Raw genomic sequence first — 15745 nt, 5'->3', positions numbered from 1 at the left:
CAAGGCAACCGCGGTGCACAAGCCGAGAATGTCGTAAAACTTTAATCTAAAGTTTAGTGCCCCAAACAATATGTTTGGGGCATTTTTATTGATGTATCCCTATTCAGATATTTGAATAGTAACATTTGCATATAGGCGGTACCATATCATGATAGATATGGTACCGCCTATTATTGTTGTGCATTGAAATAGATACCTTGGGAAAAGGTGTGATGTATCTTTAATTATGAATGGGTATTGCCCTTGATCTTCGTGCGAAGTGTTGCAGCTCGAATCATAAATGCAGCAACCCAAAGAATTATTGTCGCAGTTGCCAGTACAACAACAAACGACTTATCAAAAGCGGATTGTGCCAGTTCTACGAGAGTGGAACTAGCTGCGGTAGGCAGATTTTCTGCGGCCAAAAGAGCTTCGTCAAGGCTGTCTTGAACTACCGGCGGGACGGATAGTCCTTCAGGAAGAACGATTGAAGCTGTATACACGAACGTAGATAGACTACCAAGAAGTGTAATGCTTAGGGCACTACCGAGCTCGAACGATACTTCCTCAATGGATGCGGCCATGCCTGCCTTTTCAATTGGGACATTAAGCATGATGGAATTTGAGGCAGTTGTCATCGCTCCGCCAAGCCCTGCACCCAGAATCATTAGGGATACGATCTGTAAGATTATATTTCCGTTATGGAAGAGCAGAAAGGCACCCATCCCCAAGCCGGAGACAAACAGACAGACCCATTGTACCTTCATCTTGTCAACCCGATGCAGCACTAACCCGATGAATATACCTGAGATGAAGGAAGCTATCGAAGTAAATACTACATACATGCCTGCCTCTAGGGGAGAATAACCAAGGACAAGCTGGAGTCGCTGGGTCACGACCAATTCCATTCCAACAAGTGCGAAGGAAGATAGTAGAGCGGTCACCACCCCTGTAGTAAAGCGTGAATCTCTAAATAAGGAAAAATCGATTAATGGATCAGAGCTCTTCCGTTGATGTCGTATAAAAAAGATTATAGCTACAATTCCAATTACGGCAGAAATTAAAGCAATTGTGGATGAACCTTCTCGCCTGCTGATTTCCTTAATTGCATATACGAGGCCAACAAGGCCGATCATAATCTGGATGGAACCAATTAAATCCCACTTTTTGTTAGCATTCCCTTTACGGTTAGGGATAAGAAAGACGGCCATAATCAGTGCGAGAACAGCTATGGGAATATTGATGAGGAAAACCGATCCCCACCAGAAATGTTCCAATAAGAAACCACCAACGAGTGGGCCCATACCAGCTCCGACGGACGAGACTGATGCCCAAATACCAACGGCCAGTGAGTGCTCACGTTCATCCGCAAAGGTAGTACGAATGATCGAAAGTGTTGCCGGCATCATCATGGCTGCACCAATGGCAAGCAAGGTGCGCGCGGCAATAAGTACGTATGGTACTGGCGCATAGGCCGCAATCAGTGAAGCAATCCCAAAGACAGCAAGTCCACTAACGAATAGTCTTTTATGCCCTAGACGATCTCCTAGTGTACCTAGACCGGGCAATAGCCCTGCCATCACGAGTGGATAAATATTAACTATCCAAAGTTTTTCTGATGCCGAAGCAGCAAGATCATGCGTTAGCTGCGGCAGAACAGTGTAAAGTACCGTCATGTCGACGACGATCAGAAACAATGCGCTAGACACAATCGCCAGCACTATCCAGCGTTGAAGTTTAGTTAGATGTAAAGTAGACATTGGTAATCCTCCATAGTAAATAGAAAAAGTATGCGCCCTGCAAGGTATTAAGATGAACAAACAGCCTAATGATGAATGACCCTCCCTCAGGTAAATAGTAGCGAATGATGTTCCTTGACAGGGTATCGCTGTTACGTTAATGTATTCTGAACTATAGGGTAACCCGACAGTCAAGAGGGGTGAATTTAAATGTCTACGGATTATGATCAATACTTTACGACGAGTGAATTCGCTAAGGTATGTGGGGTAACGAGGCATACGTTATTCCATTATGATGACATTGGTATATTAAAACCGGAGATTGTTAAGGAAAATGGTTATCGTTATTATTCTTACAAGCAGTTTTATACCTTTGATATTATTGCGGTTTTGAAAGAGACGGGAACGTCGTTGAATGAGATAAAGGAATATATAGAGAATCAGAATACATCGCATTTTTTAACATTAATCGAGCAAAAGCAGCAGGAGTTGGTTGAGGAGCAAAGAAAGTTAGAACGCATGCAGAGGCTTTTACAGGGAGCCGTTGATAATACTCACCGGGCGCTTCAAGTTAATTGTGGAGAGCCTTGGACTGAGGAATGTGAGGAAGAGTATTTCATTGCGGTTAGACTTTCGAAGGAAGCTGGTGAAAAGGACCATGTTCGAAAAATATATGGGATCTTTGATTATTGCGACGAACACCATATCGAATATGACTTTTCTATCGGTTCGATCATTGGCAGAACCAATGTAGAGGAAGGTGTCTATGATCCCGATTATTATTGCAATAAAATCAGCTATAAACATGAGGGGGAACTACTTCATATCAAGCCAAAGGGTAAATATGTGATCATGAATCACAAGGGATCTTATGAAAGTTTACCGACATCCTATGAGAAGCTAAAGTCATATATTGCTGCGAATAACTTGACTATTACGGGCAACGCATACGAATATGATTTACTTAGTTATATAGCTGTTGGGGATCCAGATAAGTATGTCATTCAAATTGCGATCCAAATTTAAGATTGAAACCGCGTAGCGGCTGAAATTTTGATCGCTCAAGAAGGCAGCAGTAACCGAAAATCCAAAATAGCGGTGTAGGGATAACCTCCCTAGCACCGCTATTTATAGATTTGATGAAGGCCTATTTGCGTGGCATAAGATATGGAGCCAACCCTGTTGCAACAACCTGATGCCCCCGGTCATTGGGATGGATGGGTAGATTTCCGCTCAACGCATCTTCAATCTTACCTTTTTGATAGCCATGAATAAGACCAGCCTGTTTTCCTTCAAACCACTTATGAGTGGGAGCTACAGTTACATTATAACTAAGGGCTAGCTCGTTTATCATACGATTAAATTGGGCTATTGATTCAATTGCAATAGGGCTGTTCGGAAATGGATTGTATTGCGTGCAGCAAATGATCCGAGCACGACTTCCTTTTTTTATTCGAGTAAAAATGGTACTTAAGTTACGTCTATAGCTGGTTACAAAGTGCTTTACTGCTAGTGGTTTCTTAGTTTTAATTGAAGCTAGTGCCGCGTTGGCTAAATCCACCCCTCCGATCCATACAGAAACAACAGAGGAATGACTGATTAAAGGGGACCCACGCCATATCACAGCATCCAATAGATCATAGCTACTCCACCCTGGCCGAGCCAGAACAAACCCACGAACCTTGCATGAGTCTGAATTCAAAGTAGCTACAGTCAATTGGGGATAAGCCTTTGCCAAAGAAGAGGCATTTTCCCCAAACGTAATGGAATCTCCAAGAGCTGTATAGATCATAAGAATATCACCAACCCCACTCTTAATCATATATACAACGTACAACAGTCTGATGAACAAACGATGTTAGCGATCCTAGAGATATTATATTGCGATCATGAACAGGTTGTGTGGACATTAACCATTATTGCTCCAATATGAGCGGATTGAGATCAACAGATTAGCGAATTCTCCAAGATAGAATTCCAGCATTCATACTGCGACAAGCATTCATTGCAGCTCCGGGCGTATGGTATTGTTCACCCCAAGCTATGAGATATCGGAATTCATAGAATCCGCCCAAGGTAGCTGAGAAGTTGGTCTCCCAATAATTATTCATCGCCCAAGAATATAAATGGCCGGGATCTTGTTGTAGCTTGGGATCTCCATTCAGCAGGCGGAACTGATGGTTTAACGAGCCGAGTTGAATGAGAGGTGTGTCTGGCATGGCAATAGCAACACCATCTTGGGCTGTTATATAAGCGGCACCTTCGCCTAAGCAATAGTAATCTGCCAAGCTGCCCGTCAGTTGATCTTTGCGAGGGCGCGTTAGAGCGTCCATTTTATCGATCCACAGTTCCTCAGTTCCACTCGTAATTGGACCTCCGAAAGGAAGCGAAATATATAAATTTTCTGGGTCCCATACGCTATCCTTGTGTAAACGGACTGCCACATCCACTCGGGGGTGATTTGCATATGCCGTAACAAGCAAAGAATAATGCGAGCAACCTGCTACCTCGAATGTTAGTTGGACTGTACCAAATACAGCACCTTGTGAGATGACTTCTGCTTTGGTGAGGACACCAGTAGAAATAACCGCATCGGGACCTTTTCGATTACGTCCCATTTTCCGCCGCACTTCATACATCTCTTGAACATTGGCTGCATGGGTCACATCATACACCGGTGTAAAGGCATGGTGATTACGGTCCTGCCGCAACATATCCTTCTTCGTACGCTTATCTACCCAAGATGTAATACCTGCTCCCTTAGACCATTCGATGGATACGAACGGCGTATCGATATAGGTGGATGTCACCTTAAATGTTTGCTCGTTGCTAGTTATATCCAGATCCATCATGCGGTCCGATCCAACATAATCGTTACAAGTTGCGGTTTTCTTTATGTTTGAATTAACAGCCAGTATATGAATGGTTTTCTCTTCTCCAGGCTGAAGTGTAACGGGAATGCTTACAATAACGCCTCGTGTTGCACGGTTGAGCTGAGATGTGTATATCTCACCACTGTCTGCATCGCGGACTTCAAATCCGTCTTTAATGAGATCGTAATACCAGCCTTCCATAATGAGCTGAGCGAAATCCTCCTGAACATAATCGAAAGGATTATGCAGCTTAAATTTCATCGGACGATCAGGAGATAGAAGTGCGTCGCCCTTTTGCTCAAGAATGTCATATAACGCGCGATGTGCTGCGGTGCTAGCATTTGCTGCAAAAGCTTCTTTGCGCAGACCTAATTCTTGGACAAACGGATTCCAAGGTTCGGTAACCGATGAATGATAACCCCATGTATGCTCTGCAAAAAGCGTTAGTTGGTATTCCATGTCCATCATGGATTCCGGCGATACGATTTCACAATTAGGATCCAATCGCTTTACCTTTTGATACACGCGTTGTGCTTCGCGAAATACCTGAACATGCTTTGGCGTCGAACCTACGCCATCTGTCCACCAATCCGGCCAATCTCCACGATGTACAGGAATGTCTTCGGGGTGTTCCGCAGCATGTTCACGGACTTCCGCGAAGAAGTCCTCCAAGGTAGCAGGTACAATCGTAATCTGTTCCCCGTACTTGGCATTCCACTCTGCAATGAATCCCATAACTTGCGGATTCGGTGAGCCGTTATCCGTTGGCAAGCCAGAGAACATAACCGGTGCAAAACGGAATGCATAGCCGTCTTGCTCTAAGCGATCGATATAACGGTGAATTCGTGCCTCTGCTATCTCAAAGGTAACGCCTTTGCTAGTATCAAATTCATCTTTAGTCGTGTAGGAGCCGCCAATCCCCGGGATGAAGCCCAGATCATTGCCGAACATATAATGCTCGCCATTCCATGTCAGTAGCCGTTCTCCGCTGGGCATTTCCCACCAAAATGGTTGTTGCTTCTTCCACAGTGGAAACATGGAATGATGCGTATGAATGCAGGTTGTTAAGTTCTGAATCCCTGCATCCAGCAACACTTGACCATATCCCCAACTGAATCCGGTAATATCGGCAGTCATAGCGGATGTCACTGGAGCTTGAATCGATTCTCCATAACTGCGAATGCGCTCAATCATCGATTCAAATAGTTCTTTTCCAATCAATTCACTCATGTTGAGATAGGTGCCGGAAAGCCCGATATCGCCTCGGCGGACGGCCTCTGCAAATTCTAACTTCTCTTGTTCGCTTGCTTTCTTCAGAAAAGTTTCTACTGGCCAGAAGGTCTCGCATTCCCATTTAAATCCGGTCCATTCTGGACGACGCCCGGATTGAATTTCACGTATAATATGCAGGGCTTGGCGGATAAAATCTACATGGTATTGCTGGATCTTCTCTTGACGCTCCGTATAGCCGATATCTGTGTGGGAATGATGTATCGCATAAATTTTCCATGGTTTGTGGACTGTCATTTAAATCTCCCCTTTGGGTTAATTATGGATTGCATAACATGATCCGGGCCTCGACTTCATTTTTCAAACATACGCGAAATCCCTATGAATGTATGTCTCAGCATGTTGTCCGAAGTGTAAATTTGAACTTTCTGAACTTGTTGCGAATGGATGTGATCTTGAAGGGCGTTGCCAAACAAATCATAGCTTTTAGAAAGTTGTCCTCCAAGAACAATGAGGTTTGGCTCGTATAGTTTAAGATACGGGTCGAGCATTTCTACCAGACGTTTACCAAACTCGGAGAAAACCTCTCTACCGGGACCACTGCCAAGTCTCGCTGATTCAGCAAGTTCCTTCACATCCATTCCCGGCTGGAATGCCCCCAGATCTTTTGCAAGCTGCAGGACCCCCCTTTTGGAGAAAGCATCATCTACGATCCCATTTTGATAGGGTTGATTGTACAACCAACCATTGGGAGGGATGCCTTGGAAAGAGTAGTTAACCTGTGATTGATCGATAAAGGCGGAACCGAGCCCAGTACCCAAAGTCAATGCAATAAAGCGATCCTCAGGGAAGTCTAGACTTACACCAAGCGCAAAAAGCCTAGCATCATTCTCAAAACGGATTTCCGCACTTTGCAGTCGCTGCGCCCATGCGTCGTCTACTTTTTCAAATCGTTCTTGGAATTCTTTTCTTAAATTTATTCCATATAGAGATTCAAATTTACCCAGTCCTTGGAGATGACAAGTTCCTTGTTTATAGTCGAATGGACCTGGAAATGCCAATCCAATATGCCAGTAGCAATCCGGCTCATTTTCGGTGAAGTGTGAATGATAGAACTCATATTGGGTTTTGAAAATGTTCATAATTTGCGCGAGAATCGTTTCTTTGTCTTGATCTGCAAGAGCAGGAAACTCTTTTTGACTAGCTAATAGGGTGAGGCCATTCTCCACAATACATGTTTTGATGAACGTTCCTCCCACATCAAGTGCAATGACGATGTTATGTTTCAAGTAGGCTCACATCCCAAGCCTTAGATACCCCGGCTTTAATTAATTTACACGGTTTATTCCCGAGGTTGATGATCTTATACTCTCCGAAGCTAGCAGGAAGAATATAAGATTCAGCATAGCTGAACTCTACAAAAATGGATTCATCCACACATGAAACGATCCGGACTTGTTCACCTTCAACCAGATTGTACATGACCATCTCATCCTCCGTGTTATCCTTCCATGTATTATGCAAGTGTACCCGGTGTACATAGAACAGTAAGTCATCACGCTGGCCTAATACATACTCCTCGTTGTCCCCTTGAGCTAGAAGCAGGGTAGGGATTGGAATCAGATTTTCTTCTACCCATGCTGACTTTTTGTAGAAGTCAATATTCTCGAACGCATGGTCGATGTTAATCGGACGCGGCTTACCATCTAAGCCTTTACGGAGATAATCATAAATTTTAAAGGTGAACCACCATGTGGTGGATGAGATTTCTAGAACTAAGTTACCTTTGCCGGATGCGTGTACAGTTCCTGTAGGAATTAGATAGAGTTCCCCTTTTTCCGCAGCATAGGCATTTACATAGTCTGTTAACTGAATCGGGACGCCGGTTTCCTGAGCGGTTTGCACGCCTTCATAGAACCTTTCTTTGGTACATTGTTCAGTCAGACCTAAGTAGACCGTGGTATCGCCCTTTTTCTCCATAATATAATAGGATTCCTGCTGCGTCATAAACTCGTTGAACTGGTTACGAACGTATTCCTGTTTCGGATGGACCTGGACTGACAAGTTACTACCATTAATGGTATCGAGATAATCAAAGCGGATCGGAAAATAATCGCCGAATAGCTTAACGAGTCGCTCTCCGAGGATACTTGGGTGCTCATAATGCATAACGGTGAGAAAAGGGAGCTCAATTTGCTTATCTTCATATTCCAAAATGATCGAGTTTTCCGGGGCGATGGGTTCAAAACTCCATGCACAATTGGCCCAATTCTCCGGTAAATCTGCGAATTCTTTCAGGAATTGGCCACCCCAAACACCAGGTGCAAAGAATGGTTTTACGCGCATAGGTGCTTTGGCAACGCTTAAGATCATTTGGCGCAAAGTATGGGTTGTTGTTAGAACTGGATCTCTAGGTTGATTCATATCGATGTAATAATGGATATAATCCAGAGTTTTCTTGCGATAAGTCTCGAAAATGGGCCATTCCACAAACAGGGATATTTTGTACTTCTCTACATCATCCCGGTTCCAACTGAAGCCGAAATTTAGTAGTCCCTGTTTATGCTCCATTTGTTGATACTCACGAGAGACATCCAGGAAATAGCTAATGTCAAACATGCCTTCACCAAGCCAATAGGCTCCTGGACCAAACGTTATGATAAATGTGGGAAAACGAGGTGTCTGAGTAGCTGCAATCACATCAGTCATACTTATAGAGGCCTCATGCTTCGCATGGGGCCTGAAATAATTCTCGATCGTTCCTTCTGTAAAATACCCGAATGAGCGGTTGTCGGTAATATTTTGTGTAAAATGACTTCGCAGTTTTTCGCTTGTTTTTACAAAACTATTGGTTCCCATTACAAGGACCGTATACCCTTTGTTCTCAAGGGTTTCCAGAGTTTTTTGGAGAACAGACTGAAAATGTGCTCCATGTGTGCCGTCGAAGGCAACACGTATGATATGGTGTAGACCTTCTTCGGCTAACGAAACCATGGGAGCTATAATTGCATCGAACCCATGCTGTAACCCTGGCTCGGCAAAAGGAGCCTCTGAACCAGGTGGGATTGGATGATGAACGCGTACAGGATTGACAGGTCTTTTCTGAAACATTCAAGTCACACTCCTTACAATGAATAGCTTCATTGTAAGAAGTTTTCGGCTTTAAATCTTTAGAAATACACCCCTGTTTTTTGTACAATTCGGACATAGTAGTGGGTGGGGAGTTAAGTGATGGAATTCGTGGAGTTATGTTTCTTTCCTATCTTGCCTTCCGTCCGCGAACTGGGATTTTCGAAACTTGGCCGGGGCGACACCCAGTTTTTTTGTGAATACACGAGTAAAGTAATGAACCGAATCGAATCCAGTACGTTTGGCAATATCCTTAATGGCGATATCACTGTTAAGTAGCCATTTTTTTGCCTTTTGAACTCTTCGTTCTTGAACATAATGTACAAATGTCTGACCGAGCTGGGAATGAAATAATCTTGATAAATGCCGTGAGGAGATACCTAGTTCTTGTGAGACATGTTCAATGCTCAAAGAGGAAGACAGATTATCCTTAATGTATAGCTTAGCCCGCTTCAGTAGGCGGTGTTCCTCGGTATCTTCATCCAGAGAATCCACACTTAGGTCTGGAATGGATGAGAGTCCATGTAGAAAGGAAAGAAACAGGGATAGGACAAGATGCTGCAGCATATCTTTGGAGACGGAATGTTTACTTTCGGCCATGCTGAAGATCGTCTGCCAAATCTGAGCGGAGATGCTGGCGTCCTTTGGTTCAGCTAAGATTTTGCCACGGTGAATCAAGCTTCGAAAGTTCCTGGAATAAGTTTCGGAAGTACGTGATTCATCGATTTCAAAAGCAACAAAAAACAATGTAAGGCCCTGCTCACTGCGGATTTGATGCCATATACCGGGTCTTGAACAGAATAAGGTACCTTCCTGCAATGGATAATCGACTCCGTTGTCTGAGTATTCTCCGTTGCCTTCAAGTACATAACAGATTTCGAAAAAAGAATGCCGGTGTAGCGAGTTGTTGTAGTGAGAGGGCATAAATCCCCAATAATGAATGCGGAAAGAAACCTCATCCGCGGTAATTTGCGAGATATGTTGATTGAGCAGGGCGTTCGCTCTTCTGAAATCCTGATAAAGCATGATAAACCCCTCCAAATGAACGTATAAATCAATTGAGACTATGTATAATATAATTGATTCTACCCAATATATTATAGCTTAAAGTCAGGAGTATGCAGGAAATAGGCAAAGTGCCCCAAACATTATGTTTGGGGCACTATTATTTATGAATCCTATCCATAAGGTATCCCTTGTCCTAATCCATAGAAGAAGCATTCTTGCTCTTCAACATGCTCCCCATACCGGTGCTAAGCTTAATCGTCCCATCCTTCAACATCCATAAGGCTTCTGTCCCTTCCATTGATTCAACAAAGGCATAGCTTTGCTCAAAAGGTAGGATAAATACCACGGTGGACAAAAAATCAGCCAAGCCGGAATCCTTGGTCACGACCGTTACTGCTCGATAATAATCGGCAGGCATGAGCGTATTCGGATCAATCAAATGATGGATACGCTTATCGCCTACCATATAATAGCGCTCGTAGTCGCCACTGCTAACAACCGAGGCTTCCTCTATAAAAGCCGTATCAAGCAAATTTTCCTCTGCTGTTACAGTTAGGCGATCAGGATGTTGTAATCCAATCCCCCATCGCTCACGCACACCATCCAATGGCTTTCCAATCGTTCGCACGTTTCCGCCTGCACTAATAATCGCAGATTGCAGGCCTGCTTCTTTAATTTCAAGAGCAACGATTTCAGTCGCATAACCCTTAGCAACGGCACCAACGTTTAAACTCATTTTTGGATCGGCTAAATACACCGTGCTATTCTCTTCGTCAATAATTATATCATCCATATTGCTATGAACTGCGGCAGCCTGTAACTCCTCCATTGGCGGCAGCTTAGCCTCCGCGGGATTCGAGGAAGCCATATCCCGATAATCCTGCCATATGCTAAGCATGCTGCCCATTGCAATGTTCGTTTCAGGCCCCGCTTTCACATACCAATCCTTACAGAACTGAATAAGCTCCACAATCTCAGGCGCTACCTTTACAGGGGCGATGCCTGCTTGATCATTAATCGTCTTGATGTTATTCAAACCTTCATAGCTATTGAAAATATCATATAAGCGGTGCAGTTCAAGAAACCTGTCATGGATCTGCTCGAAATATTGTTTGAACTCCGCCTCGCTCTTCGTGTAAGCCACAACCTGAATAAGAGTATCGAAAGAATCAAACATCGAATCGCTATACTTCTCATATTGCGAGGATTCTACTTTGGCTTCTTCAATTGCCGTGTTCGACTTATTCGTGCAGCCTGCTAGAACGGTTACTATCGCAAAGGTCATAAACAGATATAGACAACGTTTTAATTGAATGCGCATACTGTGCCTCCATTTCTTGCTGTTATTTCTAATACAAGCACACTATACAGAATAAGTGTAAGTCCGTAGTCAGACAAAACTCCCCCATGTAATATGGGGGAGTTTTCAACTAGCTTGCTAATGCATATCGAGATTAGTTGGCTTTAGTGAAAGCTTCTTCAATACCACCAATATAGTTTTGTACACTAATTGTTACAGAAGAAGTTAAGTCTGCTTCGTCTGGAACAGCAGGGTGAGCATCATCTTTAGCTGTAGTCTTCATTCCTTTGATTTCGTCAACGGATTTACCTACCATCCAGTCGCCAAGTGCTTTTGCTTGCTCGAACCACTCTTTACCGATAGAAGATGCTTTAGCCATGCCATATTCTGCGCCAAGCTCAACTTTAGTTTTGAGTTCTGCTGCTTTATCTGATGTTACTTTACCATCTTTATCGAAATTAATCTTTACTTGTGCAGTATCGATAATTGTACCTGCAACTTTACCGTCCTTATCGAATGCACCAACTACGATTGTTGTATCTACTTGAGCAGTTGGAGTCTTGTCTCCATCCAATCCTTTGGAACTCCCGATCGAAATAGATTGACCTACACCAAGCTTCTCAGCTCCACCTTTAACTTCTACTGCATTGTTGAAAGCTTTCTCAACACCTGCAAGGTAGCCCTCAACGGATACCGTAACAGAAGAAGTCAAGTCAGCTTCATCTGGAACAGCAGGGTGAGAATCATCTTTGGCTGTAGTCTTCATTGCTTTAATCTCGTCGATGGACTTACCTACCATCCAGTCGCTAAGTGCCTTCGCTTGCTCATACCATTCTTTGCCGATGGAGGACGCTTTCTTCATTCCATATTCATCGCCAAGCTCCACCTTAGTTTTAAACTCGCCATTAACATCTGTTGATAGCTGAAGATCAGCAGAATATTCTATTTTTGTTTGTGCATTGTCAATGTTAACCTTTACAACCTTACCGTCTTTGTCGAATGCAGCTGCAACGATAATAGTGTCAACTTGACCAACAGGTCCTGTGTCGCCCTCTTTGTCTTTCGACTTACCAATGCTAGTGACTGTGCCAAGACCGATCTTTGTAATCGTTCCTGCAGCGACCTCAGCGTTGTTAGTTGCTTCATTAGACGCTTCTGTTTTCGTTTCTGTATTTGCAGAGTTTCCTGCAGCGGCATCTTCTTTCGCGTTACCAGAGCAGCCTGCAAGCATAGTTAGAGCCAACGAAGCAGCTAGTAGAATGGAAAACTTTTTTTTCATGATGTGAATCCCCCTATGTATTTTTAATTAAAAAACGTATGCATGTGAATGCTATCACATAGATTGGAAGCATGCAATAACTTAACTCATAGGGCCGTATGAAGAACTCAATAAATTGTAGACTGAAACTAATGGGATAATGCACCAGTACGAGGAAAAGTAGAACTTTCGAAAGGGATGAGGTACCTTTATATAGAAGTATTAAGTTAGGTATGGAAATGACAATCAGGAGGTAACGCATGAGTATACAGATGCTAGGAGTTCCGCTAGAAGGTTTTGCAGAGTTTAGTAGAAGAGTAGCTGCAGAAGGTGCTGTCTTGCTAAAAAATGAAGGCCAGATTCTTCCGCTTCGAAATAACGAAAGCGCTTCAATCTTCGGTAGAACTCAGGTTAATTACTATCGTAGTGGTACAGGTTCGGGTGGTAGTGTTCATGTTACCCATACAACTAATCTATTAGATGGTCTTCGAAGTAAGAAGAATATAACCATTAACGAAGAATTAGCGGCTGTATATGAAAAGTGGATTGAGGAGAATCCATTTGATAATGGTGGTGGCGGTTGGGCTGCTGAGCCATGGCATCAACAAGAGATGCCTTTAACCGCAGAACTGGTGTTAGGGGCACGAAAGACATCGGACAAGGCGATTGTTGTGATTGGACGTACAGCGGGTGAAGATCAGGATAATGCCAATGAACCGGGAAGCTACCAATTAACCGCAGAAGAAAAGGCAATGCTGAAGCAGGTGACTACTTATTTTGATCAAACCATTGTGGTGCTGAATGTATCGAATATTATCGATATGAGTTGGATGAATGATGAAGGTTATGTGCACCCGATTTCGTGTGTCATCTACGCTTGGCAGGGTGGCATGGAGGGTGGTAATGCGATTGCCGACGTGCTGGTGGGAGAGGTCACACCTAGTGGGAAATTAACCGATACGATTGCTTATTCAATCGAGGATTTTCCATCAACACGCAATTATGGTCATGAATTTACGAGCGTTTATGAAGAAGATATCTATGTAGGATATCGATATTTTGAGACGTTTTGTCCGGATAAAGTTCAGTTTGAATTCGGGTTTGGTTTATCCTATACGGAGTTTGCGATCGAGCCTGAGGAGGCTATTCTGGTCACCAAAGAAGGTGAACATTACTTCGAACTGAGCGTAACCGTACAGAATATAGGAACAACTTTTGCAGGTAAAGAGGTCGTTCAGATCTATTATGAAGCGCCGCAAGGAAAGCTGGGCCAGCCTGCTAAAGCTTTGGTAGCGTTTGGTAAGACAAAAATCCTTAAACCGGGTGAATCGCAGCGACTTACGGTGAGTTTCCCTGTTCATTCTATGGCGTCCTATGATGATAGTGGCGTGACAGGGCATCCTTCTGCATATGTCCTGGAAGCTGGGATCTATCATTTTTATGTCGGAAACAGTGTCAGAAATCTAGTGGACGTAGGCATTCAAGGACAAAGAGGTTTCGTTGTGGAAACACTCCAAGTCGTGGAGCAATTGGAGGAGGCACTTGCGCCGACGGAAGGCTTTGTAAGAATGAAGCCGGGTGCGCGGAAGGAAGATGGTTCATATGAACTCACCTCTGCCGAAGTACCAACTCGAGAGATTTCTTTGGCGGATCGGATCGACAGAAATCTTCCCAAATCCTTGGAGCAAACAGGCGACAAAGGCTATAAATTACAAGACGTTTATGACCAAAAGGTAACTATGGAAGCTTTTATTGCCCAACTGAGTGATGAAGATCTGGCTACCATTGTCAGAGGAGAGGGCATGAGTAGTCCTTTGGTTACACCGGGTACGGCTTCGGCCTTTGGAGGTGTTAGCGACAGTTTATTGAACTACGGAATTCCAGTAGCGTGTACAGCAGACGGACCATCGGGAATTCGTATGGATAGCGGACTGAAGGCGACTCAGGTTGCGATTGGAACCTTGCTAGCAGCAACTTGGAATGCTGAACTAGTCGAAGAACTTTATGTCATGGAGGGTCAAGAATTATTAAGCAACAACATTGACGCATTACTTGGACCTGGCTTGAATATCAGACGAAGTCCGCTTAATGGGCGTAACTTTGAATATTTTTCAGAGGATCCGTTAATCACGGGTATTTTTGCGACAGCATGTACTCGTGGCATTATGAAAGGAGGTTCTAATGCTACCCTGAAGCATTTCGCTTGCAATAACCAGGAGAAATTCCGCAGTAAGGTAAATGCTGTCGTTTCTGAGCGCGCTCTTCGGGAGATTTATCTGAAAGGGTTTGAAATGGCAGTAAAGCAGGGCGGCGCGAATTCGATTATGACCTCTTATAATCCTATCAACGGGCATTGGGCCGCGTCTAACTATGACTTAAACACTACCATTCTTCGCGAAGAATGGGGTTTTAAAGGCATCGTCATGACAGATTGGTGGGCAGTAATGAATGATGTGGTTCACGGAGGCTCTCCTAGTGTGAAATATACGAACGCGATGGTTCGTGCCCAAAATGATCTGTATATGGTCGTCAATAATTATGGCGCAGAAATTAATTCCTTAGAAGACAATACGATTGAATCTTTAGAAAATGGTTCCTTAACCCGTGGAGAACTGCAACGCAGCGCTATAAATATTTGCGAGTTTATCATGCGTGCACCTGTGTTTTTTAGAAAACAAGAGATTGAAGAAATGGTCATTGAATTCAAGGCGAATCCATCTCTTTCGTCGGATCAAGTTCAGTTATTATCCGAGAATACATCACAGGTTACACCAGTTGTAAATGGATCAACTATTGTGGACGTAGATCAGTCTGGCCTATACCGGATCATTGTAAATATTATGTCCCCGGATACTAACTTAGCTCAAAGTGCTTGTAATGTGACACTAAACGATCAGTTGATGACGACCATTCAAACGAATGGGACAGACGGCAGATGGATCAGGCAGAAGCTTGTGAAAATTGAACTGGAAGCTGGTCTTTATGAATTGAAGTTTGACTTTGTCAAACCAGGACTGCAGATCGATTGGATCGAATTCAAACGAGTGTAAATGTAGAAATAAGGAACATATTGAAGAGACACCTGAGAGGGTGTCTTCTTCCAATTTTACCCCATACCCTCAGATGAGTATCTTAATGGGCAAAGATGTGCTATAATAAGTTTATTGAGATAGAGACCTAAGTAATTCGCATAGCGTAGAGGGTTATTCTAGATTTAATAACCTTGTAC

Annotated in this window: 10 protein-coding genes; 2 read left to right on the top strand and 8 right to left on the bottom strand. The window is 43.5% G+C overall.

Annotation, left to right across the window (positions count from 1 at the left end; all coding sequences use genetic code 11):
* Positions 1 to 224: 224 nt before the first annotated feature.
* Positions 225 to 1739: an MFS transporter gene (locus EJP82_RS26965; RefSeq protein ID WP_127195172.1), complete on the bottom strand. Its 1515-nt coding sequence runs from the start codon at positions 1737 to 1739 to the stop codon at positions 225 to 227.
* A 189-nt stretch (positions 1740 to 1928) separates the two neighbouring features.
* Between EJP82_RS26965 and EJP82_RS26960 the strand changes: the two genes are divergently transcribed.
* Positions 1929 to 2744: a MerR family transcriptional regulator gene (locus EJP82_RS26960; RefSeq protein WP_127195171.1), complete on the top strand. Its 816-nt coding sequence runs from the start codon at positions 1929 to 1931 to the stop codon at positions 2742 to 2744.
* Between the two features lie 121 nt (positions 2745 to 2865).
* On the opposite strand, the gene EJP82_RS26955 is transcribed toward EJP82_RS26960, so the two are convergent.
* The 7 genes from EJP82_RS26955 to EJP82_RS26925 all read right to left on the bottom strand — a co-directional run bounded on the left by EJP82_RS26955 (position 2866) and on the right by EJP82_RS26925 (position 12537).
* Positions 2866 to 3570 (bottom strand): SGNH/GDSL hydrolase family protein, encoded by a 705-nt coding sequence (locus EJP82_RS26955; protein ID WP_246054451.1) that lies wholly within the window; start codon positions 3568 to 3570, stop codon positions 2866 to 2868.
* Between the two features lie 100 nt (positions 3571 to 3670).
* A complete protein-coding gene (locus EJP82_RS26950) occupies positions 3671 to 6118 on the bottom strand; it encodes a glycoside hydrolase family 38 N-terminal domain-containing protein (RefSeq protein ID WP_127195169.1) in 2448 nt (815 codons plus the stop codon).
* Positions 6119 to 6174: 56 nt separating this feature from the next.
* Positions 6175 to 7110 carry an ROK family protein gene (locus EJP82_RS26945; RefSeq protein ID WP_127195168.1) on the bottom strand — a complete coding sequence of 312 codons (936 nt, stop codon included), beginning with the start codon at positions 7108 to 7110 and terminating at the stop codon, positions 6175 to 6177.
* Positions 7100 to 8932, bottom strand: coding sequence for a class I mannose-6-phosphate isomerase (locus tag EJP82_RS26940; protein ID WP_127195167.1), 1833 nt, complete (start codon positions 8930 to 8932; stop codon positions 7100 to 7102). Before EJP82_RS26940 ends, EJP82_RS26945 begins: the two co-directional genes overlap by 11 nt.
* A gap of 135 nt (positions 8933 to 9067) precedes the next feature.
* Positions 9068 to 9976: an AraC family transcriptional regulator gene (locus EJP82_RS26935; protein WP_127195166.1), complete on the bottom strand. Its 909-nt coding sequence runs from the start codon at positions 9974 to 9976 to the stop codon at positions 9068 to 9070.
* A 175-nt stretch (positions 9977 to 10151) separates the two neighbouring features.
* Positions 10152 to 11279 carry an FAD:protein FMN transferase gene (locus EJP82_RS26930; RefSeq protein WP_211350335.1) on the bottom strand — a complete coding sequence of 376 codons (1128 nt, stop codon included), beginning with the start codon at positions 11277 to 11279 and terminating at the stop codon, positions 10152 to 10154.
* A 133-nt stretch (positions 11280 to 11412) separates the two neighbouring features.
* Positions 11413 to 12537 carry a hypothetical protein gene (locus EJP82_RS26925; protein ID WP_127195165.1) on the bottom strand — a complete coding sequence of 375 codons (1125 nt, stop codon included), beginning with the start codon at positions 12535 to 12537 and terminating at the stop codon, positions 11413 to 11415.
* 239 nt (positions 12538 to 12776) lie between these two features.
* On the opposite strand from EJP82_RS26925, the gene EJP82_RS26920 reads away from it, so the two are divergent.
* Positions 12777 to 15566: a glycoside hydrolase family 3 C-terminal domain-containing protein gene (locus EJP82_RS26920; protein WP_127195164.1), complete on the top strand. Its 2790-nt coding sequence runs from the start codon at positions 12777 to 12779 to the stop codon at positions 15564 to 15566.
* Positions 15567 to 15745 lie beyond the last annotated feature (179 nt).

Source organism: Paenibacillus anaericanus (genome assembly GCF_003994475.1).
GTDB lineage: Bacteria > Bacillota > Bacilli > Paenibacillales > Paenibacillaceae > Fontibacillus > Fontibacillus anaericanus.
The sequence above is the reverse complement of the archived record's forward strand: the minus strand, read 5'-3'. Positions and strand labels throughout refer to the sequence as shown.

Coding starts and splice junctions, on each gene's coding strand:
- EJP82_RS26965 (WP_127195172.1), bottom strand. CDS start 1,739: ATGTCTACTTTACATCTAACTAAACTTCAACGCTGGATAGTGCTGGCG.
- EJP82_RS26960 (WP_127195171.1), top strand. CDS start 1,929: ATGTCTACGGATTATGATCAATACTTTACGACGAGTGAATTCGCTAAG.
- EJP82_RS26950 (WP_127195169.1), bottom strand. CDS start 6,118: ATGACAGTCCACAAACCATGGAAAATTTATGCGATACATCATTCCCAC.
- EJP82_RS26940 (WP_127195167.1), bottom strand. CDS start 8,932: ATGTTTCAGAAAAGACCTGTCAATCCTGTACGCGTTCATCATCCAATC.
- EJP82_RS26935 (WP_127195166.1), bottom strand. CDS start 9,976: ATGCTTTATCAGGATTTCAGAAGAGCGAACGCCCTGCTCAATCAACAT.
- EJP82_RS26930 (WP_211350335.1), bottom strand. CDS start 11,279: ATGCGCATTCAATTAAAACGTTGTCTATATCTGTTTATGACCTTTGCG.
- EJP82_RS26925 (WP_127195165.1), bottom strand. CDS start 12,537: ATGAAAAAAAAGTTTTCCATTCTACTAGCTGCTTCGTTGGCTCTAACT.
- EJP82_RS26920 (WP_127195164.1), top strand. CDS start 12,777: ATGAGTATACAGATGCTAGGAGTTCCGCTAGAAGGTTTTGCAGAGTTT.